The 19,876-nt window shown below is 63.8% G+C and carries 14 protein-coding genes; 3 read left to right on the top strand and 11 right to left on the bottom strand.

The window, feature by feature from the left end; all coding sequences use genetic code 11:
- Positions 1-16: 16 nt before the first annotated feature.
- The 11 genes from NMQ03_RS20865 to NMQ03_RS21070 all read right to left on the bottom strand — a co-directional run bounded on the left by NMQ03_RS20865 (position 17) and on the right by NMQ03_RS21070 (position 16,219).
- Positions 17-1,249 carry a glycosyltransferase gene (locus NMQ03_RS20865; protein ID WP_255173802.1) on the bottom strand — a complete coding sequence of 411 codons (1,233 nt, stop codon included), beginning with the start codon at positions 1,247-1,249 and terminating at the stop codon, positions 17-19.
- The gene (locus NMQ03_RS20860; RefSeq protein ID WP_255173801.1) at positions 1,246-2,379 is read right to left on the bottom strand and encodes a DegT/DnrJ/EryC1/StrS aminotransferase family protein; all 1,134 of its coding nucleotides are present in this window, start codon (positions 2,377-2,379) and stop codon (positions 1,246-1,248) included. The genes NMQ03_RS20865 and NMQ03_RS20860 overlap by 4 nt, the downstream gene beginning before the upstream one ends.
- Positions 2,376-3,926 (bottom strand): lipopolysaccharide biosynthesis protein, encoded by a 1,551-nt coding sequence (locus tag NMQ03_RS20855; protein WP_255173800.1) that lies wholly within the window; start codon positions 3,924-3,926, stop codon positions 2,376-2,378. Before NMQ03_RS20855 ends, NMQ03_RS20860 begins: the two co-directional genes overlap by 4 nt.
- Positions 3,923-5,005 (bottom strand): glycosyltransferase family A protein, encoded by a 1,083-nt coding sequence (locus tag NMQ03_RS20850; protein WP_255173799.1) that lies wholly within the window; start codon positions 5,003-5,005, stop codon positions 3,923-3,925. The genes NMQ03_RS20855 and NMQ03_RS20850 overlap by 4 nt, the downstream gene beginning before the upstream one ends.
- Positions 5,002-5,661 (bottom strand): acetyltransferase, encoded by a 660-nt coding sequence (locus NMQ03_RS20845; protein WP_255173798.1) that lies wholly within the window; start codon positions 5,659-5,661, stop codon positions 5,002-5,004. The genes NMQ03_RS20850 and NMQ03_RS20845 overlap by 4 nt, the downstream gene beginning before the upstream one ends.
- The gene (locus tag NMQ03_RS20840; protein ID WP_255173797.1) at positions 5,658-6,824 is read right to left on the bottom strand and encodes a DegT/DnrJ/EryC1/StrS aminotransferase family protein; all 1,167 of its coding nucleotides are present in this window, start codon (positions 6,822-6,824) and stop codon (positions 5,658-5,660) included. The genes NMQ03_RS20845 and NMQ03_RS20840 overlap by 4 nt, the downstream gene beginning before the upstream one ends.
- Positions 6,824-7,816, bottom strand: coding sequence for an NAD-dependent epimerase/dehydratase family protein (locus NMQ03_RS20835; protein WP_255173796.1), 993 nt, complete (start codon positions 7,814-7,816; stop codon positions 6,824-6,826). The genes NMQ03_RS20840 and NMQ03_RS20835 overlap by 1 nt, the downstream gene beginning before the upstream one ends.
- A complete protein-coding gene (locus tag NMQ03_RS20830) occupies positions 7,813-8,937 on the bottom strand; it encodes a Gfo/Idh/MocA family protein (protein WP_255173795.1) in 1,125 nt (374 codons plus the stop codon). The genes NMQ03_RS20835 and NMQ03_RS20830 overlap by 4 nt, the downstream gene beginning before the upstream one ends.
- A 28-nt stretch (positions 8,938-8,965) precedes the next feature.
- Positions 8,966-10,555 carry a sugar transferase gene (locus NMQ03_RS20825; protein ID WP_255173794.1) on the bottom strand — a complete coding sequence of 530 codons (1,590 nt, stop codon included), beginning with the start codon at positions 10,553-10,555 and terminating at the stop codon, positions 8,966-8,968.
- Positions 10,556-10,709: 154 nt separating this feature from the next.
- Positions 10,710-13,391, bottom strand: coding sequence for a LuxR family transcriptional regulator (locus NMQ03_RS20820; protein WP_255175692.1), 2,682 nt, complete (start codon positions 13,389-13,391; stop codon positions 10,710-10,712).
- 584 nt (positions 13,392-13,975) lie between these two features.
- A complete protein-coding gene (locus tag NMQ03_RS21070) occupies positions 13,976-16,219 on the bottom strand; it encodes a PKD domain-containing protein (RefSeq protein WP_303694100.1) in 2,244 nt (747 codons plus the stop codon).
- Positions 16,220-16,735: 516 nt separating this feature from the next.
- Between NMQ03_RS21070 and NMQ03_RS20810 the strand changes: the two genes are divergently transcribed.
- From NMQ03_RS20810 to NMQ03_RS20800, 3 genes are read left to right on the top strand one after another with little or no spacing between them, the layout of a single operon-like run.
- On the top strand, positions 16,736-17,551 hold the full coding sequence (locus NMQ03_RS20810; RefSeq protein ID WP_255173793.1) for a glycosyltransferase family 2 protein: 816 nt from the start codon (positions 16,736-16,738) through the stop codon (positions 17,549-17,551).
- Positions 17,544-18,548 (top strand): glycosyltransferase family 2 protein, encoded by a 1,005-nt coding sequence (locus NMQ03_RS20805; RefSeq protein WP_255173792.1) that lies wholly within the window; start codon positions 17,544-17,546, stop codon positions 18,546-18,548. The genes NMQ03_RS20810 and NMQ03_RS20805 overlap by 8 nt, the downstream gene beginning before the upstream one ends.
- Complete coding sequence (locus NMQ03_RS20800; protein ID WP_255173791.1) at positions 18,545-19,846, top strand: glycosyltransferase family 2 protein; 1,302 nt, start codon at positions 18,545-18,547, stop codon at positions 19,844-19,846. Before NMQ03_RS20805 ends, NMQ03_RS20800 begins: the two co-directional genes overlap by 4 nt.
- Positions 19,847-19,876: the final 30 nt, after the last annotated feature.

Here is a 19,876-nt window from a genome sequence, read left to right as displayed (position 1 = left end):
ATGGCGGTACCCGGCGTTAGCGGGAGCGCGACGGGCTGAACTTGCGGCCGGTTATGGCTTGGGCAAAGCTGGCCTGGGTTTCAGCCCAGGTGTATTCGCGGTGAGCGGCGGCCCTTGCGGCCCTGGCCGAGCGTTCGGCTGTTCCGGCGGCTGCCACAACGTCACTTAATGCCTTGGCCAGATCAGTCGGGTTGGGTGCGGCCCAGACTGCTTCCGGGTTGGTCAGAACCGAGCGGGCAGAAGAATCATCGTTGAGTACGGGGACGTTTCCGGCCGCAAGCATTTCCGCTGCCACCAGGGTAATGTTCGTAAAGCTCAGCGCCAGCCCGGAAATTGTCCGGTTATAGAGTTCGTTCAACTCTTGAGGGGAAACCCTTCCATGCTGCTGCACGGGAATACCCCAACCAGTCGCGCGCGCACCGTAGACATTGATTTCCTGCCTTGGCTGCATGCGATGAAATTCCTGCAGCGCCAGACGGCCCATATCGTAGCCCCTGCGTTCAGCCTCGGGTTTGGCGAAAAATACGACGCCGGAACGCCCAGCCGTGTTGGTTATCCGATAGGTGCCAACATCACTTCCAAAGGGCAGGACGGTTGACTGGACGCCGACCTCCCGCTTCAGTACCTCCGCCACCATCGGTCCAAGGGCCATTAAGTTGAAGCCGAAGCGATAGCTGTCCTCGGCAAGTGAGTAAAGCGAACCGCGAGGATGGAAGTAGGGCTCGTAATCCTGGATGAAGTAATGGGGTGAAGGGCCTCCGCGGCGGGGGATACGGGCGGCGAGCACATGGGCCGTCTCCCATGAACTGGCCACGCATGCGTCAAGGCCATCCAATCGTCCGGGGACAGGGTGGACATCCGCCAACACGCTGGGCCAGTACTTCCTAATGATGGACCGGTGCCTTTCCATTGCCCCGTCGTTCCGGTTGTATACCAGAATCGTGCAGCGGTGGCCCCGCTCTTCCATCCCCCGCACCATTCGGAAGAAGGTCGTATGGCCTCCGGCACCGGGAATGGGCGGTGTTATGAGCCAACCAATATGCATGGGACCGCTAAAAGACCGGGGCTCTCGCATGCCCATGCCGGTTGAACTGGAAACATCCCCTGCATCCAGCGGGAAATTGAGGGGCTGGAGTCCCAGACGGGCATCCAATTCGCCGTAAAGGCGGCGTATTGCGCGGCGCGATGTATCTGCAATTCCCCTGGCTTTGGCCCGGGCAATAACCTCGTTCACACTGACCCTGGTCACTTTGGCCTCCTTGCCATCGCGTCCTTCAATGCCTTCGCCACATGCTGTTGCTGCTGCCGTGTGATGTGGGGGTAGATCGGGATGGAGAGAATCTGTTGGGCGGCAGCCTCGGCCACAGGGAGACCCGGGCAGGGAAGGCCGGCACGTTTCCAGGCGTTCGTTCGATGAACCGGAACCGGATAATGGACCGCGGTTGCCACGCCTGCCTGGCGCAGGTGATCTGCTACGGCGTCCCGATTCCCCAGCCGGACGACGTAAAGATGCCAAACGTCCGAGTTTCCTGGAGCTGATTTTGGCAGTCGGAGCTCCTCGATGTCCGCCAGGAGTTGCCGGTAGTTCCTGGCTGCTTCGCGGCGCAAGTCGTTCCATGCCGCCAGACGCCGCAACTTGCAGGAGAGTACTGCGGCCTGAAGGGTATCCAGGCGGGAATTGCGGCCCATGATCTCGTGCTTGTACTTGTGTTCACTTCCATGAGCACCAAGTAGCCGTATATGCCGGGCCGCCGCGTCGTCGTCGGTGGTGACAGCCCCGGCGTCTCCGGCGGCTCCCAGGTTCTTGCCCGGATAAAAGCTGGTGGCCGCCAAGTGCCCGAGCGTGCCCGCGGCCCTATCGAACCTGGTGGCACCTTGCGCTTGCGCCGCATCTTCGATGATGACAGCGCCGCATTCTTCCGCTATTGGTTTCAGCCGCTCAACCGGGGCTACCTGCCCGAAGAGGTGCACCGGGATGATGGCAGCTGTCTTGTCAGTTATCAACTTCCGCACCGACTCCGGGTCCAGCAGCAGGTGCTCCTCGTCTACGTCAGCCAGCACGGGCTGCGCACCGGTTCTGAGAACCGCCTCCGCGGTCGCTATGAAAGTATTGGCCGGAAGGATCACTTCCTGGCCTGGTCTAACACCAGCCGCGCTGAGCGCCATTTCCAACGCGTCAGTGCCATTTGCAGAGCCGATGCAGTGCCGCGCGCCGAGAAACTCAGCGTACTGCTGCTCGAACAGCTCCACCTCTTTTCCGCCGACGAACGCAGCCCGCGCCATGATATCCATCAGTTGGGGTTCTAGTTCCTCCCGGATCTCCTCCTGCTGTGCCGGGAGATCAACCAGAGGCACACGGATTTGTGCAGAATGGATCAATTCGAGCTCCTCGGGGTTGTCTGGGAGGTGTTGGTGGTCTCCGGTGCTGTGATCGCATCGACTTCAGGCCAGCCTTCCTGTTCCGCGCCTGCCGTACTCAACTGACTTAGTCGCAGGTACGTCCGCTTGGCGGCCCTGGCGGTCAGAGCCAGGTACAACCCAGCGCCGGCGAGGCAGCCGGAGGCAAGCGCGAGGACCGGCGGGGTAGTCCACTGCGAAGCGAGCCAGCCCAGGGTACCGGCCCCGATAGCCGCGAAAATCGGGATGATGGATGGCACAAGCATCCGCTTGACCGACGTTTTGATAATTCGGGCTACGAGGAAGAAATAGACAGGGAGGACTGCTGCCCAGATCACGATGGCGTGGGCTGCTCCTGCACCGCTGACCCCTGCAAGAGACACGCCCAGCAGAAGGGCTGGGAAGAGGCAGGCCAGCCAAAGCATCTGTACCCAGAACAGTCCTGTTGTGCGGCCACCCCCGACACACAGATCGGCCAGGATCTCCGATACGATGCGGCCCGCTCCAAAGATGCCGAGTCCGACCATGGCGGCCGCAGCACCTTGCCAGGTACTGCCGTAAAGCACCTGTACAAGTGGACTTGCCAGTCCCACCAGCAGCGCGGATATCGGCATGGCCAGGTATGCGGCCAACCCGAGGACATCCGGTGCCGCCCGATCGAGAAGTCCGGCTTTATGCAAGCGGCCGAAAGTAGGTAATGCGACCGTGCGGATCATGGCAGTAATTAAGCTGCTCGGCAGGTTGGCCAGGCTGAATGCCAGAAGGTAGACACCCAGCTGGGCAGGACCCAACTGCTTACCCACGATGACGTAGTCCAAATTCAAGGTGGCGAAGACAACGAGGTTCGCCAGCGCCAACGGCATCCCGAGCCGGAGGACATAGCCTGCAGCACGCCGGTCAAAGCCCGGACGGAAACGGACCGGCGTAATTATCCAATATCCGGCCGTGGTCAGTAACTGCCCGGCTACACGTGACCAGACAAGGGCGTAGGCTCCTAGACCGTCCTTCGCCAAAGGGACCGCCACTGCAAGAGTCAATACAGCCCCCGCGAGTTCCACGAACGCCCTCGGTCGCTGAAGGTAGTCGCGCCAGACCAAGGCCGCGGGCACACCTGAGCACCCTGACAGAAGAATGGTGACTGAGAGGATTTGAATGACGCCTGAAGCGTCAGGATCTCCAAGGACCGCGGCCAGGGGCGGCGCAAAGAGCATCACGGATCCCGTGATCACCGCGCTTGTTGCCACTCCCAAAGTAAGGATTGTGGGTGCGATTTCACGCGGATCACGATCGGCGCGTGCCAGTGCTGCCGTGGCCCCCAGTTCGGTCACATTGACTGCAATGGTCTGGATAACCTGTGCCACAGCCAGGGCGCCAAAGTGCTCGGGGGCCAATATCCGGGCCAGGATAAGCATTGTAAGGAATTGCAGTGCCCTGCTTACCACCACCCCGGCTGCGCCCCAGGCAAGCCCTCCCTTCAATTTTGCCTTGACCGCTTGGACCGGAGCCGCCTTAGCCTCTTCCCGAGTCATGAGATTCCGACTTTGCGCCAGGCGACCCAACGTGCGCGGTTCAGTTGGTGCCGGTAGCTTTCCATGAAGGTCTGGAAGTTTGTGGGCGCTGCTCCACTAACGGCCCGCCGGAGGCGGTGGCTGAGTGCACGGCCGCGGAGGGTGCCGGCTGCGCCAGGGTAAGCAGCCTTGGCCACCTCCAAGAGCTCGAGGGATGCACCAGTTGATCCGCCGCTGTCCAGATTCCGCTCGGCCAGCAGGAGAGCTTCCCTGCAGATTCCCCGCCTGGCGAGCTCAAACAAGTTGCCTCCGTTCGGCAATTGAGGGGCCACCTCCGCTGTGGCCAGCACACGGAACGCAGCAAGCCTGTGCTCCAGATCGATCTGAAGGGTGCTGTAGCTGGTGAGGTGCATGTTCTTTTCGTGGATTCGGTAGTACGCCTGGGATGGACCGTTGATTCTTCCCACATCCCACCCGGCCGCAGTTCTGAGCCAGTACTCAAGATCGGCCGAGTGCGGAAGATCCTTGTTGTAGAAGCCCACTTGCCGCATAGCCGAGGTTCGCATCACTACTTCCGGCGAAAAGATGAAGTTCCTCCCCCGCAGACAGGACCACAGGAGCCACTCTTTGCCCGGCCAGACAGTCCAGTAGTTGGGCTGCGCGCCGTCTTGCTCCCAGGAGGGCTTGGGGTCCCCCCGAAATTCGGATGGCAGGCCATAAACCAGGCCTACTCGGGGATAGGCCCTCATAAGGTCGGTGGCCCTGGACAAAGCGCCAGGAGCAACGATGTCGTCTGCTGAAACGAGCGTTACAAATTCCGTTTCCACCCTCGCGAGACCATCGTTGTAAGTGGCGATGTGGCCAATGTTCTTCTCGTGGGCCACCACTGCGATCCTTGAGTCCCCCTTGGCGAGGGCGTGGGCCACCGCCACGGACCCATCGGGTGAGGCATCGTCGACAATGATGACCCTTGGTGAAACACGCTTCTGCGCCAATACGCTTTGCACAACCTGTGGGAGATAAGCTCCGTAGTTGTAGCAGGGAATGACGACAGTGACAGCTGCTGCATCTGCAGCTTCCCGCGCCCGGACGATCCTCATGACATCCCCCCAATCCGGAAGCTTTCCCCATCAATCTCGTGGGCCGGCACCCCAACCCACGTCTGCCCGTCTGGGACGTTGCTCAAAACTGCCGCCCCCATTCCCACCGTGGCGTAAGCCCCCACCGATGTTCGCTCGCGAACGCTGGCGTTCATGCCCAGGTAGGCCGCCCGGCCAATCCGGACACCGCCGCCCAGCGACACACCCGCAGCGAACGTCGCGAAGTCCGCCACGTCGTCGTCGTGCGTAAACGTCACTGAAGGCATCGCCACCACGTGCGAACCCAGCGTCACCGAGGCGGTGAGCGTAACGTTCCGGAGCAAAATACTGCCCCTGCCCACCCGGCATCCCTCCGGGTACTGGACCGAAGGGTCGACGGCGGTGGCGTAGCGGGCCTCTGTAAGGCCCAGTGACGTCAAGCGCTCCACCACGGACTCGCGCGCCCTGCCAGACCCGATGCACACCAGCACGAACGCGTGGGTGTACTTGGCAGCGTCATCGATGGTCCCCAGTACGGGCGCCCCGTCCACGGTCACGCCCGCCATTTCCTTGTCGTCATCAAGCAGGCCGACGACGTCGTACTGGCCGCTGCTGCGCACCATCGCCAGGACTTCGCGGGCCAGGCCGCTGGCAGCTATCAGGATCAGCTCACTCATGTGCGCGTCCCTGCGGCCGAAGCCCGGATGGTACTGATGATCCTGACCAGGCCGTCGTCGTCCAGCTCGTGGTACACCGGCAGGATCAAAGTCCTGTCGTTGAGCCGTTCCGTGTGCTGGAGCAGGGTTCCACCGGAGTCACGCCACCGGTAGGCGGGCTGGCGGTGCGCCGCCATGATGCCCCTGCGCGCCGAGATCCCTGCTTCCGCCAGCTTTTGCAGGAGCCCGTCCCGGCTGGTTCCAAAGCTGGGCAGGACTTCCACCCAGAACGACTGGAAGTTGGTGGTGCCGTAAGGAGGATCCGACACCAGCCGCAGGCCCGGCACCCTCGAGAGGCCGGCAACATACTGCGCGGCGATGTCCCGCCGCCGTGCCAGCACTTCCGGCAGCCGGCCCAGCTGGACCAGTCCGACGGCGGCCTGCAGGTCCGTCATCCGGTAATTGAACCCGACCTCGAGGTAGGACTCCGCCGGGGCGAGCAGTGAACCGTGCCGGTCCGTCGCGGATACGCTCATTGAATGCTCGCGCAATGTCCTGGCCCTGGCCGCCCAGTCAGCCCGGTTGGTGGTGAGCATGCCGCCTTCACCGGTGGTCAGGATCTTGCGCGGGTGGAAGGACCATACGGCAACATCCGCGCCCGCACCCACCGGCCGTCCCTTGTAGGTGGATCCGACGGCACATGCTGCATCTTCAATCACGGTGATTTCGTGCCGGTCGCACAGCTCGCGGATGGGGTCGATGTCCAGCGGCACACCGCCCTGGTCAACCACGATCACGGCACGGGTGTCCAAAGTGAGCGCAGCGTGGATGGTTTCCGCGGTCACGTTTCCGGTGGCCGCGTCCACATCGCAGAACACCGGGCGCGCCCCAACGTATGTCACGGCGTTCGCGGTAGCGATGAACGACAGAGACGGCACAACCACGTCGTCCCCGGGCCCGATTCCCGCAACGACCAACGCCAGGTGCAAGGCCGTGGTGCAGCTGGACGTGGCAACCGCGTGGCGGACTCCCTGGAATTCGGCGAAGCGCGACTCAAATTCCTTGACCTTGGGTCCCTGCGCCACCCAGCCGGACGCCACTACCTCAGCCAAAGCCCGGGCTTCCTCCTCACCGAGCCAGGGCTTCATGACGTTGATCCGGGCAAGAACGGGTTCAGCAGTCATCACGCACCAACCTTCCGTGCTGCGGCAATCTCATCGCGCAGTGGCAGCCACCAGTTGACGAGTTGCCGCAGTCCCTCTTCGAGTTCCACCTCGGCCTTGAAGCCAAGGTCGTGGGCGGCCGCGGAGGTGTCAGCCAGGCGACGCACCACGCCGTTCACTTGGCGCGCGGGCCCATGCTCCACGGTGAGGCTGGAGCCCATAACCCGCAGGAGTGCCTGCGCCATCTCCAGCAGGCTGGTTTCCGTACCGCTGGCCACGTTGTAGGTCCCTTCAACGACGTCACTGCCGGCAGCCAGCACGTTTGCGCGGGCGACGTCAGCGGTGTGGATGAAGTCCATGGTCTGGAGGCCGTCACCAAAGATCAGCGGCGGCTCCCCGTCCATGATCCGCTCCATCCAGCGCACCAGGACCTCGGTGTACAGGCCGTGGACGTCCATCCGGGGCCCGTACACGTTGAAGTAGCGGAGCATCACATAGTCGAGGCCGGTCATGGCCCGGAAGCTCCTGGCCATGCCTTCGTTGAAGGACTTGGCTGCCCCGTAGAAGGTGTCATTGTTCGCATGATGGTGCCGTTCCGTGGTGGGGAACTCTTCAGCCATCCCGTACACGGAGGCGCTGGACGCCGCCACGATCTTGGCTACCTTGTGCTCCGCGGCCGCTTCCAGGACATTGAAGCTTCCGTCCACCAGGACCTCCAGGGCCAGCCGGGGCTCCTCGGCACACTGGGTGATGCGGATGGCCGCCTGGTGGAACACCAGGTCCTTGCCGCGGGTAAGGTCATGCACCAGGTCCCGGTCCTGGATGTTGCCCTGTACCAGCTCAACCTGCCCGGATGCCAGGGCGCCGACCAGGTTGTCCAGCCTGCCGCGAACCAGGTTGTCAAGCACATCGATGCGGCCCACACCGGCATCCAGGAGGGCGTCCACCAGAGTGGATCCGATGGTGCCCGCCCCGCCGGTGACCAGGACGCTGGCCCCCTCCAAGGCCCTCACCGTGCTCCCTCCATTTCGGTGCCGGTTCCGGCCATAGCGGATCCCGCCACTGGGGCAGCCTGGCCGTCCATCGCCAGGCTGCGGGTGACGGCCTCAAGGACCGACAGAACCCGGAGCCCGGATGTGCCGCCTGTTCTCGCTTCCTGGCCGCTGCGGATGCAGGATGCCAGTTCCTGTACCACCAGGCTGAGGGCCTCCCGTTCCGGAAGCGCGGGGGACCAGGTATCACCCAGGCGGTAGGAAACTGCTGTTGATGCCTTCTCGCCGACGGATTTCGGCTGCCGGTCCAGGCTTACGCCGCGGTCGTAGACGCTAAGCCGCTGCTGGGGGTTCAGGTCGTCCCACACCAGGGTCCGCAGGGAACCACCAATCACCATTTGGCGGATTTTCGTCGGGCTCAGCCAGTTCACATGTACGTGGGCCGTGGCATCGTTGGGAAGCCGGAAGTTCAGGTGTCCCACGCAGTCCCGCCCTGTTCCCAGTGGATCTGCTCCGAAGGCGGACACTTCGGCCGGATTCAGTCCACCCGGGAGGACAAAGTCCAGGATGGCAAGATCATGCGGAGCAAGGTCCCAAAAGACGTCCACGTCAGGTTGGACGAGCCCCAGGTTGATCCGGGTGGAATCCACGAACAGGATCTCCCCGAGGGATCCAGATTGCACCAGTTCCTGCATCTTCAGGACGGCTGGCGTGTAGCAATAGGTGTGGTCCGCCATCAGCACCAGACCGTTCGCCTGGGCCTCGGCCACCATCTCGAGCCCGTGTTCCCTGTTGTCCGCCAGCGGCTTTTCCACGAGGACGTGCTTCCCGGCCCGCAGCGCCGTCATGACCGCCCCGTGGTGGGTGCGCGCGGGGGTGGCAATGGCCACCGCATCCACATCGCAAAAGTCCAGCAGCTCGTCCATGGACTCCACACAGGGGATATCCCCGAGCGTGGCTGCGAGTTTCCGCGCCCGTTCGAGGTCCAGGTCGCAAATGGCCACCAAGTCCCAGTCGGGGCTGCTCTGGAGGTTGCGGGCCAGGTTTGGTCCCCAGTAGCCGGCACCGACGACGGCGATACGGAGTTTTCGCGCTGGCCGCGGCTGGGCAGGGGCGTGAGTTTGGTTGGCGAATGATCTCATGTGATTTTCTTCCCGTTTTGTGGATGAGCTAGTAAGCGCCGGATGGCCTGATGACGGCCCGGAGCGTCCTCCAGAGAATCAGAAGGTCACCTGCAAGGGACCAGTTTTCGACGTAGTAGAGATCCAGCCGGACCGCTTCCTCCCAAGGGAGGTCCGAGCGGCCGTTGATCTGCCAGAGTCCGGTGATGCCAGGCTTGATCAAGAGCCGGCGGTGGGTGTGGCGTTCATAGCCACTGACTTCGCGGTCCAGCGGGGGCCGCGGCCCCACCATGCTCATATCGCCCAGCACCACGTTCCAAAGCTGGGGAAGCTCGTCCAGCGAATACTTGCGCATCCAGCGTCCGCAGCGGGTGACCCTGGGATCGTCTTTCACCTTGAAGAGCACCCCGGCCCCCTGGTTCTGCTGGTTCAGCGCAGCCAGCCTCGCCTCGGCGTCGACCACCATGGAACGGAACTTGAACATTCCGAAGACCTGGCCGTCCTTGCCGATCCGGTCCTGCCGGAAGAAGATGGGGCCCGGGCTGTCCAGCCGGACGATCGCCGCGAGTGCCAGGAGCACCGGGGAGAGGACCAGGAGGGCGGCCAGCGCGGCAATGACATCCATGACGCGCTTCAAGGCATGCTTTGCGCCGCCGTACTGCGGAATGTCCACGTGCATGAGGGGCAGGCCCTCCACCGGCCGCCAGTGGATCCGGGGGCCGGCAACGTTGGTCAATGTGGCCGCCAGGATCAGCTCGGTGGAGGACTCCTCGAGTTTCCACCCCAGCTCCCGGATGAACTTGTTTCCGCCCGGCATGGGCCCGGCAATAATGACAGAGTCCGCGTCAACCAGGCGTACGGTCCGGGCGATGTCATCCGTTGACGACAGCACAGGAACGGTGCGGCCGTCCACCCGAAGGCCGGCTCCCCGGCGTGCCCCCGGGAGGCAGGCGCCCAGGATTTCATACACCGCTCCCGACTTCCGCGATACCTGCTGTATGACGTACCTGACGTCCTCCGGTTCGCCGACCACAACAGTCCGTGAGAGGTGCCTGCCCCGCAATTTCTCCCCGGCCAGCCGCCTGCGGAAAGCCCAGCGGTTGGCCGTCAGGGCCGCCAAACCGAGGGGCAGTGAAACCGTGACGAACGCGGTGGCTCCGTGGACGGAGAAAACCACCGCGGCGAGGGCCATCAGGCCAAAGATGCGCAGGGTGGCCGATGCCACCCGCTTGTATTCGTCGGCGCCGATGCCAAGCACCTTGGGGTCCCTGGTGTGGTAGGCCTCCAGGGCGCCCAGCCAGATGACGGTCAGTGCTGCCGCCGCAACTGCTGCCCCGCCGTCTCGGGGCCCAACCGGTGCGAACCCGGCTTCCGAGAGGGTGAAACCGGTGTAAACGGCTACCGTCACCATAAGGGCGTCTGCACCCCGGAGAAGGTTGACATGCTTGGAGATCCAGGCTGCCGTCGCCTTCCGGGTCCGGGCTTTCGCGCCGTGGAAAGCGGGCACCTGCGGAAGCGGCAGCGGGGTCCCTGCAGTCTCCGCCGCCACCACTTGCTGTGCTGAAGCCCGGGGCGCAACCGCGGGGGTGGTGCGCCAGTCAAACGCAGGCCGGGATTTAGCCACTGGTGCTTCTGCCATGGGTGCCCCTTTCCGGCTTGGCCGCCTATCCTTTGGGATGAAGCAAAACTAGCCTCGGACTGGCGCCTTTGAGCGGGATCGCCAAGGCGTTTGTGGCTCCCGCGGAGGAAGGATGTGGATACTGCGGGGACCTGCAGATTGCAGGACTTTTGGCCTATAGGACGGGCAGGACGTAAGGCTCGGCGGCCGTGGTGGATCCCTTGCCCGCGGCGAGGGCGGTCAGCTGCGCCCGGGACTCAACGCCAAGCTTGCGGTAAATGGCAGTGAGGCGCACTTCGACCGTGCGCACGGATACGTACAAGGTAGCGGCGATTTCCTTGTTGCGCATGCCCCGCGCCACCATCTTGGCCAGTGCCCGCTCATGGTCAGCGAGTAACAGCATGGCTGGGTTGCCCTGCATGCGGACAGGCTCCATGCGTTCATCCAGCAGAAGGGCATCCACATGCTGCGTCCATGCATCCGCACCCGCCTCGTCGAACATCACCTTGGCGCGGAGGAATGTATCCCTCGCGTCGCGGAGCCTGCCAAACGCGTGCAGTCGCTCCGCGTAGCACATAAGGGTCCTTGCCCTTTCGAGCGTATGCCCGTTCCTGCCTTCGAGTGCCTGGTTGAAAAGCTGCAGCGACTGTTCGCCGTCCGCAAGCAGGGCACGGCTCCGGGCAACAGCCATCATTAGCCACGGGGACCGCAGCCCGACCGAACGGCTCTCGAGGCGCAGCAGCGCCTGCGTGGCCTCGTGGTGCCGGCCCAGGCGGATCAGTACCTCCACCAGGTCCGCTTCGCAGCGCAGGAGGGTGGGGTTGCTAAACCGCGTGCCGATTTCCGCGGCCCGGGACAACTGGGCAACAGACTCGGCCAGGTCGCCGCGCAACAGTGCGAAGTGGCCTTGGCAAGCCGCAAGCTGTGCCGTAATGGCAGGGTGGCTGTCCGCGCCTACATAGCGGAGCGCCTCGATTGCATAGGAACGGGCCTGTGCATCGTCGCCAAGAGAATGCGCCCGCCACACCCGGAAGAGGTGCCGCATTCCACGGTGGTACTTGAGTTCGGGTTCGGAAACCTCAAGTTCGTCGATCAGCCGAACGGCAGCGCGCACGTTACCGGCGCGGATCGCGTTGTCCACAGCCATGAATGATGCGGTTTTCTGCCAGTTAACATGGCCTGGTTCGTCCGCGCTGTTGAGCAAGGCAAAGGTTTCGTGGGCGCCTTCATAGTGTTCGGCATAAGTGAGGGCCCGGCCGTGCATCAAAAGGACGGCTATCCGGGCGGTGCCCGTGTGTTCCTGCTTGCGGCCAAGATTGGCCGTGTCACCGCCGATGGACTCAATCAGCAGCTTGGCGCGTTCGGCGATACCCAGGCACTGCGCGGATGCTGACCCGCGGAATGCGTTGCTGTGGCGCAGGAGTTCGGAGGCGTCCTGCAATTCCCACCGCTCTGCGTAGTAGAGGGCGCCAATGGCCAGCAGGCTTGCGGCGTATGCCGGGTCATGCTGACCGAATTCCTTCACAAGCCGGAGCACCATGCTGGCACGCACGGCAGCTCCCTGGGCGAATTGGATTTCGAAAGACAGGCCAGTCAACCGCAGGATCAAGGCAGGATTGCGGGTAACCCGCTGTGCCCACTCCAGGTAGCGGCGTGCATACACGAACTCACCCCGGTTGAACAGCAGTTCAGCCGCGGTGGTCAGGCGCGCCGCCGTTTCCGCTTCCCAAGGGTTGATGGTCAGTGCGCGCTCAATGTACTCGATCGCAAAACTCACTTCACCACCGCGGACCAGGTCAACGGCGTGCCGCAGCAGCTGGAACGGGGTTTGCCGTTCCAGGGCGGTAAAGCTTAGGTGCCACCTGCGGGCGTAAGGGTCCGTGTCGCTGGCTGCTTCCGCAAGGGCCCGGTGGTTGGCTGTCCGTACGGCCGGCGTCATTGCCGTGAAAACATGTCCCCGTAGCAGCTGGTCTCCAATCCCCAGATGGGGGCCCGTTCGGTTCACCAAGCCGGCAGCCAGCAGCTCGTCGACGCTCGTCCACACTTCGCGGTCGATCTTCTCGATCGTAGTGATGTCACTCCGGTAGGAAAGTGCCAGTAGACCCAGGACGTTGCGGGCGCCAGGGGTCAGTGCGCCCACGGCCGACGCGTACTCCGCATCAAAGCTGCCGCCGGAGGGCAGCGGGACGGGCAGTGCGTACTTGCCCTCTGCATGCCTCTCCAGCAACCGGTTGTAAACGTCGACGGCGGCAAGCGGGTTTCCACCGGTGGCTGCGGCAACCGCGTGCGCAGCCGCCGTCGTGGTCCTCTTTGTCGGCGTGCTCTCCAGCATCCGTACAGTGTCGCAGTAGCTCAGGGGCTCAAGGCGCAAGGCAGAAAGGCCGCTAAAGGCGCTTTCCGTGAGGTCCTCCCGCACGCCGACAAACAGGACGATGTCGGTGCCCGATAAACGTCTGGCAATGAAGCCAATGACAGCCTGGCTGCTGGGATCGAGCTGGTCGGCGTCGTCGAGCACGATAACGGTGCGTGATGAGGAGCGCTGGTGCAGGCCGTTGAGCAGGGTGCTGGCCACTGCCGGCACGCTCATGGCGCCGGTGGCGTCCCGCATTAGCTCGTCCGCGATGCGGTTCAGGACGGGATCATCCATGTCGTTTAGAAGCGCGGTCAAACCCGATAATGGCCAGTCCGATTCGGCAGCACTGGCCGCCAAATACACAGTGCGGTAATCGGAGAGTGTGGGTATCACCGACAGCAGGGCGGTCTTCCCTGCCCCCTTGCGCCCAATTACTGTCAGGGCTGCTTCTTTGGGCCCACGGATTACGGAATGAATTCGATCAAGTTCTTTAGTGCGGCCCATAAGCGTCATGACGTTCCCCATTCATTGAAGAAGGAGACCGCTTCCCGCATACCGATTGCACATCCCGGCGCCCCGCTCCCCAGCGCGGGCCTCAGCTTATACACAGCGAATATAGCGCCCATCTAAACAACGGCACCACCGGGTTACCGCTGGATTTCATCAAGATTGGACCCTGCACTTGCTCAAGATTTCAATTCCGAGGTTCACCGCCGTGATTGAGGTCAAAGGTCCCTCGTCATTACAAAACTCCGCCGACTATGCTCTGTTTCGACGCGGCTGGGCCCGCGCGGGCCTTACCGCCTGCCAGGGGGCAGCCCGGCCCAGATTCCGCGTTGTGCACTTCACGGCAGCGGCTACCCGAGGATGGGGCAGGGGCAGCGCTGGGTGCTGGACGTCGTGGTAAGCCTCGACTCGACTTCGCTGTGGCCTTGGGCGACTTCTCCTAAAAGCCAAGCGACGAAAAGGACTTTTGCCTGATGACATTGACATTGAATGGGAAGCGGCTCCGGTCCGCCGTATATGGCGGGCCGGAGCCGCTTCCTGTTCAGTTATTCATTCAGTTGTCTATTCAGTTATGGGTTGCACTAGGCCGCCGGCTTGAGGGCGGCCTGCCAGGCGGCCACGGCCCGTGCGGCACTCAGGGTCCACGTGGCCGTTCCGCTGGCCCCCGCCGTCGCCTGCGGTTTGTCCGCCTGCTCGGCGATCTGCCCAGCCGCTGCCTCCCAGCGTTCGGTCCAGCCCGACGGGGCGGTGACCACGGGTGCACTGCAGTCGCAGGCCACCCCGCCAATCAGCATCGCGCCGTTGCTGGCCGTGGTGATGCTGCCCACCGTGATGCTGGTGGCCGAGTAGCTGGTGTCAGCGGCGGTCACCACCGGGCTGTCCAGGGGCGTGGCGTTGTTGACGCCGCGGTAGGAGGTGATGCCGCCACCCCACTTGGCCGCCGAACTGAGCGCCCAGCTGTACGTTCCCGGATCCGAGGCACCCACCACCTTGTAGTACGCGAACGCCCGTGCACCGGAGGTCGAGGTGCTGTTGATGGATTTCGCATCGACCATTGCCGTCCAGCCGGCAGGGGCGGTCAGGTTCGGGTTGAGGTCCGTGGTGATGGAGGCGACCAGGACGTCACCCGCCGCGGTACCGGCAGGAACCGTCAATGACGCAGTGGTCACGGCAGTCCCGGAGTTGGAGGTGCTGGAATTCACCACGGTAATGCCGCCTGTTGCCGGCGGTGGTGCCGAGCCGACGGTGATGGTTGCCGTCGCCGACGATGAACCCGTGGCATTGGTCGCCGTGAGTTTGGCGGTGTAGGTCCCGGCCGTCGTGTATGAGTGGCTGGGGTTCTGTGCTGTGGACGTGCCGCCGTCGCCGAAGGTCCATGCCCACGAGGTGGGCGCGTTGGTGGACGTATCAGTGAAGGTCACATTCAGCGGCGCGGCACCCGACGTCGGGTTGGCGGTGAACGACGCCACGGGAGCCTGGCCCGCGGGCGGCGGGGTGCCGCCGAGCGACCGGTCCGAGAACCAGTAGCGCTTCGCCACATTGTCGCTGGCCATGACCACCAGTCCGGTGGTGTTGTTCACGCTCTGCTTGCTGGTGGTCACGTCATTGATGTTCGACGACGACGCTGCCTGCATGATGGGCGTGCCGCGGCCGGAACCGAAGACGGGATTGTCCATGGACGCGGTCTTCTCATAGATGCTCCCCGCGACGCCGGAGTAGGCACAGCCGGAAACTGAGGTTGGCGGAGCCGTGTGGAACGCCCGCACCAGGTTGTTCTGGGTATCCAGGATAATTTGCGGCCGCGAGACGCAGTCGCCGGTCTTGGCAATCGTGGACTGCGTGAATGCTCCGGTACCGGGCTTGAAGACCAGGAGGATCAGCTGCGGCAGCGTCTTATCACTGGAAATGTCATTCAGGCTCGTCTTGACCGCCGCGAAGACCCGGCCGCTGGTGTCCGCCTGCAGCGTCTTGAGGTTCATGTGGTCATCGGACTGGCCGTTGCCGCGCAGGGCCGGCTGCAGTTTCCAGGAGGAGTTGGCAGCATCTGAATCCTTGTGCGTGGCCCACCAGACGGTGTCGGACTTGTGATCACTCCACATGACACCCACCTGCCCGTTGCCGAAGGCCACCACCGCGGAGATGTCATCCGGAGCGGGGTTCGGGTTGCTGACGGGAAGGACGAAGGGCGTCCCCCAGGAGGCGCCGCTGTTGGTGGCGGCGTTCATGTACACGGTGTTGGTGTATCCCGACGTCGAATTCCCGGCAACCTGGGTCCAGGTCGCCCAGACCCGGCCGGTGGTGTCCTTGTCGATCGTCATGGATTCACTGGAATTGTTGGTGATGGTGGTGGGGAAACCGCTGTCGAGCGTGTACTTGCCGCCGGCGTAGCTGTACCGGTAGAGCTTGGCCGGGGAGTTGGATAGTGACGGCTTGGGTGTTCCATCGCCGGTGATGGTCACCACGTGGGAGGCAATGTAGAGGTGGGACCCGTCCCACATTGTGTCCGCCAGGGTGCTTCCCCTGGTGTCATTGACCACCCCGGTGTCCACCCAGCTGTTGGAGGCCCGGTCCAGCCGGTAGATGCTCCATCCGGTGCCGGACTTCCACATGTCGGCCCACCACGATCCGTCATTCCACCACAGCTTGCTTTGCGGCTTGTCCGACGTCGGCGGATTGGACACCCCTGAATAGGCAATGCTCTGGGTGCCATAGACGGGATCCGCTACGGCCGTACCGGGCAAGCCGAGGATGGAGGCCGCCAGAAGCATTGCAACGGCAAGGGCCTGGCCTGTCCGGCTGAAAAAGTGTCTGCGTCTGAGCTTCATAAGGGAACTCCTGGGGCATAGGAAGAATTCGGGGAACGTCCGCCCGTTTGGCCCAGTCACAAAGAGCTCTCAGTCCCCAAGTACCGAGAAGCGTATGCCCGGACAGGAGCTGGGGCAATGCAAGTGCCATACCTAAATAGGGGTTTCTCCCATCCCCCTACCTAATGTTTTCCCGGCACCCGGTTCCCCCTATACCTAATCTTTTTGGCCTCCCCCGAGCCCTTTACTTGCCTAACAGGGGGTGAACCCCAGGTAAAAAGTGAGTACCTACTACTCGTGATACCCGCATTAGGTAGGGGGTAGTCTTCCTGAACGGCCAGAGGATTGGCGACGGTTTGCTGGGGGGTCAGCGACCAGACCATGACCGGATGAAGCGTTAGTGCCACCGCCAGAACGGCCGGCGGCCTTGTCAAGAATCCGAACTGTCATGAAGTGGTGAGGCAATTGTCGATTTCCCCCCAACTTCCAGCTCTCTTTTCCGAGCCGGGACATTTATTTCCACAAGCCTCAATCAGCGTGGTCATTCCCACCCTGAACGAGGAAAAGAACCTCCCCTGGGTTCTCCGCCGGATGCCCTCCTACGTCGATGAGGTGATCATCGTCGACGGCCGCTCGCAGGACAAGACTGTTGAAGTGGCCAAGGCCCTGCGCCCGGACGTGGTGGTGGTCAATGAAACACGCAAGGGGAAGGGTGTGGCTCTCCGCGCCGGCTTCAACGCCGCCAAGGGCGACATCATCGTGATGCTGGACGCGGACGGGAGCATGGACCCCCAGGAGATTGGGTGGTTCGTTGCACCCCTCCAGCACGATTTTGATTTCGTGAAGGGCTCCCGGCACGTCACCGGCGGCGGGTCGGAAGACTTGACCCGGCTGCGGAAGGCCGGCAACCGGGCGCTGACCGGACTCGCGAATGCTGTACTGCACAGCAACTACTCGGACCTTTGCTACGGGTACATCGCCTTCCGCCGGGAATGCCTGCAGGTGCTGGAGCTGCAGTCGGACGGCTTCGAGATCGAGACGGAACTTATTGTCCGGGCTGCCAAGGGCGGCTTGAGGATTGCCGAAGTTCCAAGCCTTGAGCTGGACCGGATTTCGGGAGCATCAAACCTGCAAACGTTCCGTGACGGGTGGCGCGTACTGCACACGCTGGCACGGGAATGCACACTGTGGGAGGCACCCACGGCAGGTGCCCGCCCGGAAGCGCTCCGCCGGGTGAAGTACACCTACTCCAACGTCCACTTCCCGCGGCTTCCGGTGGATCCGCACAGCGTCCTCACCCCGGCCGTGAAACAGCAGGACACCCTCGTTGCGGCGGTGAGCCAGCATGCTTGACCGCATCAAGCCACTGTCCGTGTCAGTGGTGATCTGCGCGTATACCTCCGAGCGGTGGGGCATGCTGCTCGACGTCATCGAATCAGTCCGCAACCAGACGCTTGCCCCGGACCAGGTGCTGGTGGTCATCGACCACAACGAGGACCTCTACGAGCGGCTCATCGAGATCGTCGACGACGTCACGGTGGTTGAGAGCGCCGGCCTTCCCGGATTGTCCGGGGCCCGCAACACGGGCGTCGGGCTCGTCGAATCGGACATCGTCGCCTTCCTTGATGACGACGCCGAGGCGGCGCCGGATTGGCTCGAACGCCTGGTTGCGCTGTACGACGATCCGGATGTCCTGGGGGTGGGCGGCAAGGTGGTCCCGCTGTGGGAATCCGGCCGGCCGGGCTACTTCGCGGAGGAACTGGACTGGATCGTGGGGTGCAGCCACCGCGGCCTGCCCCGCGTCGCTTCGGAAGTCCGCAATGTGATCGGCGCCAACATGTCCTTCCGGCTTGAGGTGCTGCGCCAGGTGGGCGGCTTCAACCAGTCGCTGGGCCGCAAAGGCACGCTGCCGCTGGGATGTGAGGAGACCGAAATCTGCATCCGCTCCCGGATGGGCTTGCCGGGTTCGCGCATTGTCTATGAACCCGCGGCGCTGGTACGCCACCACGTTCCCGCATCCCGCGGGACGTGGCGCTACATGATGTCCAGGTCCTGGGCTGAGGGATTATCCAAAGCCCAGGTCAGCCAGCTGGTGGGCCACAAACGGGCGCTGGGCCCGGAACGCCGCTATGTCCGCAGCGTGCTCCCACGCGCAGTGTTCACCGGCCTGAAGTCGTGGGGGCGCGATGGCAGTCCTGACGGGCTGGGCCGTGCCGGCGCGGTCATTGCGGTCCTGGCCTGCACCGCAGCCGGGTACTTCCAGGGGCGCCGGCTTCAGCATTGGACGGGCCCGGAGGAAGAGGACGTGGTCCTGGTCCCGGCCGGCGCACAGTGGAGGGAAGTGCAATGAGCGAAGGTGACGGCCAAGTGCTTGAGGATCTCCAGGGCGAGGCGCTGATCCTGGTGCCCGCCATGGAGTCGCTGTTGCCGCCGGCGTGGCCGGGGGCGCGGTGGATCGGGTCGGTGGACCTGGAGGACCTCGCGGACTGTTCGCGCTTTGAACTGGAGAACCATGCTGGATACGAGCGGGCACGGCTGCTGGTGCGTGCGTCGGGGGCTGTGCGGGGATTTGTCGACGTGCCGTCGCCGGCGGGAATCGTGGACCGGACTGTCTTCCAGGACGCCCTGGCGGCCCTGCCGCCAGTCGCATCGTTCCCGCCGGCGGTGACCACCCCGCACATCACGGTGGTGGTGTGCACCAGGGACCGCACCCTGCAGTTGCGGGGTGCGCTGCTGACCATCCTTGCCCTGGACTACCCGCACTTTGACGTGGTGGTGGTGGACAACGCCCCCGCCACGCAGGCCACTGAAGAACTGGTCCGGCGCGAGTTCAGGGACGAGCGGGTGCGGCTGGTGACCGAACCCGTTCCAGGCCTCTCCCATGCCAGGAACACCGGCCTTCGGCACGCCAGGGGAGACCTCGTGGCCTTCACCGATGATGACGTGGTGGTGGACAGGTCCTGGCTGCGGGAGATCGCCGCGGCATTCGAAGCCGTTCCCGGGGCTGCCTGCGTGACGGGGCTGGTTCCCGCGGGAGAGCTCCGCACGCCCACCCAGGGCTACTTCGATTCGAAGGTCAGCTGGTCACGGAGCCTGGTTCCGCAGGTCTACTCGCTCGCCAACCCGCCCGCGGCGCTCCCCAAGTTCCCGTTCAGCCCCGGAGCTTTCGGAACGGGGGCCAATTTTGCCCTCAGGCGCCAGCCGGCACTTCGCCTTGGCGGGTTCGATCCCGCCCTGGGGGTGGGAACTCCTACGGGCGGCGGGGAAGACATCGACATGTTCACCCGGGTCATCCTGGCGGGGCACGCTTTGGTGGTCCAGACGGCCGCTATTGTCTGGCACCGCCACCGGGACGGGCTTGAAGACCTGCGGGTACAGGCGCGGGACTACGGCAACGGCCTTGGGGCCTGGATGACAAAGGTGATGATGGACCCCCGTACCGCGAGGCTGGCCCTTGCCAGGAGCTGGGGCGTTGGACTCGAGTTCCTGAACCGGCGGCAACAGGCCGGCCAGCCGGCGCTCCAGGGGCCGCCGATCCACAGTTCGCTGGAGTCCCAGGTCGACCGGCTCGTCTGGCTGCAGCTGCTGGCTGTGGCCCTGGGTCCCTACAAATATTTGCAATCGCGCAGGGCTGCCGCGGGCAGCTAAGACAACAGTCCACAGTTGGGGCCGTTGGCG

This window comes from Arthrobacter sp. DNA4, from assembly GCF_024362385.1.
Lineage (GTDB): Bacteria > Actinomycetota > Actinomycetes > Actinomycetales > Micrococcaceae > Arthrobacter.
The sequence above is the reverse complement of the archived record's forward strand: the minus strand, read 5'-3'. Positions and strand labels throughout refer to the sequence as shown.

What these genes read in the sequence shown, in the direction of transcription:
- NMQ03_RS20855 (WP_255173800.1), bottom strand. Translation starts at nt 3,926, where the DNA reads ATGACTCGGGAAGAGGCTAAGGCGGCTCCGGTCCAAGCGGTCAAGGCA.
- NMQ03_RS20850 (WP_255173799.1), bottom strand. Translation starts at nt 5,005, where the DNA reads ATGAGGATCGTCCGGGCGCGGGAAGCTGCAGATGCAGCAGCTGTCACT.
- NMQ03_RS20845 (WP_255173798.1), bottom strand. Translation starts at nt 5,661, where the DNA reads ATGAGTGAGCTGATCCTGATAGCTGCCAGCGGCCTGGCCCGCGAAGTC.
- NMQ03_RS20840 (WP_255173797.1), bottom strand. Translation starts at nt 6,824, where the DNA reads ATGACTGCTGAACCCGTTCTTGCCCGGATCAACGTCATGAAGCCCTGG.
- NMQ03_RS20830 (WP_255173795.1), bottom strand. Translation starts at nt 8,937, where the DNA reads ATGAGATCATTCGCCAACCAAACTCACGCCCCTGCCCAGCCGCGGCCA.
- NMQ03_RS20825 (WP_255173794.1), bottom strand. Translation starts at nt 10,555, where the DNA reads ATGGCAGAAGCACCAGTGGCTAAATCCCGGCCTGCGTTTGACTGGCGC.
- NMQ03_RS20820 (WP_255175692.1), bottom strand. Translation starts at nt 13,391, where the DNA reads ATGGGCCGCACTAAAGAACTTGATCGAATTCATTCCGTAATCCGTGGG.
- NMQ03_RS21070 (WP_303694100.1), bottom strand. Translation starts at nt 16,219, where the DNA reads ATGAAGCTCAGACGCAGACACTTTTTCAGCCGGACAGGCCAGGCCCTT.
- NMQ03_RS20805 (WP_255173792.1), top strand. Translation starts at nt 17,544, where the DNA reads ATGCTTGACCGCATCAAGCCACTGTCCGTGTCAGTGGTGATCTGCGCG.
- NMQ03_RS20800 (WP_255173791.1), top strand. Translation starts at nt 18,545, where the DNA reads ATGAGCGAAGGTGACGGCCAAGTGCTTGAGGATCTCCAGGGCGAGGCG.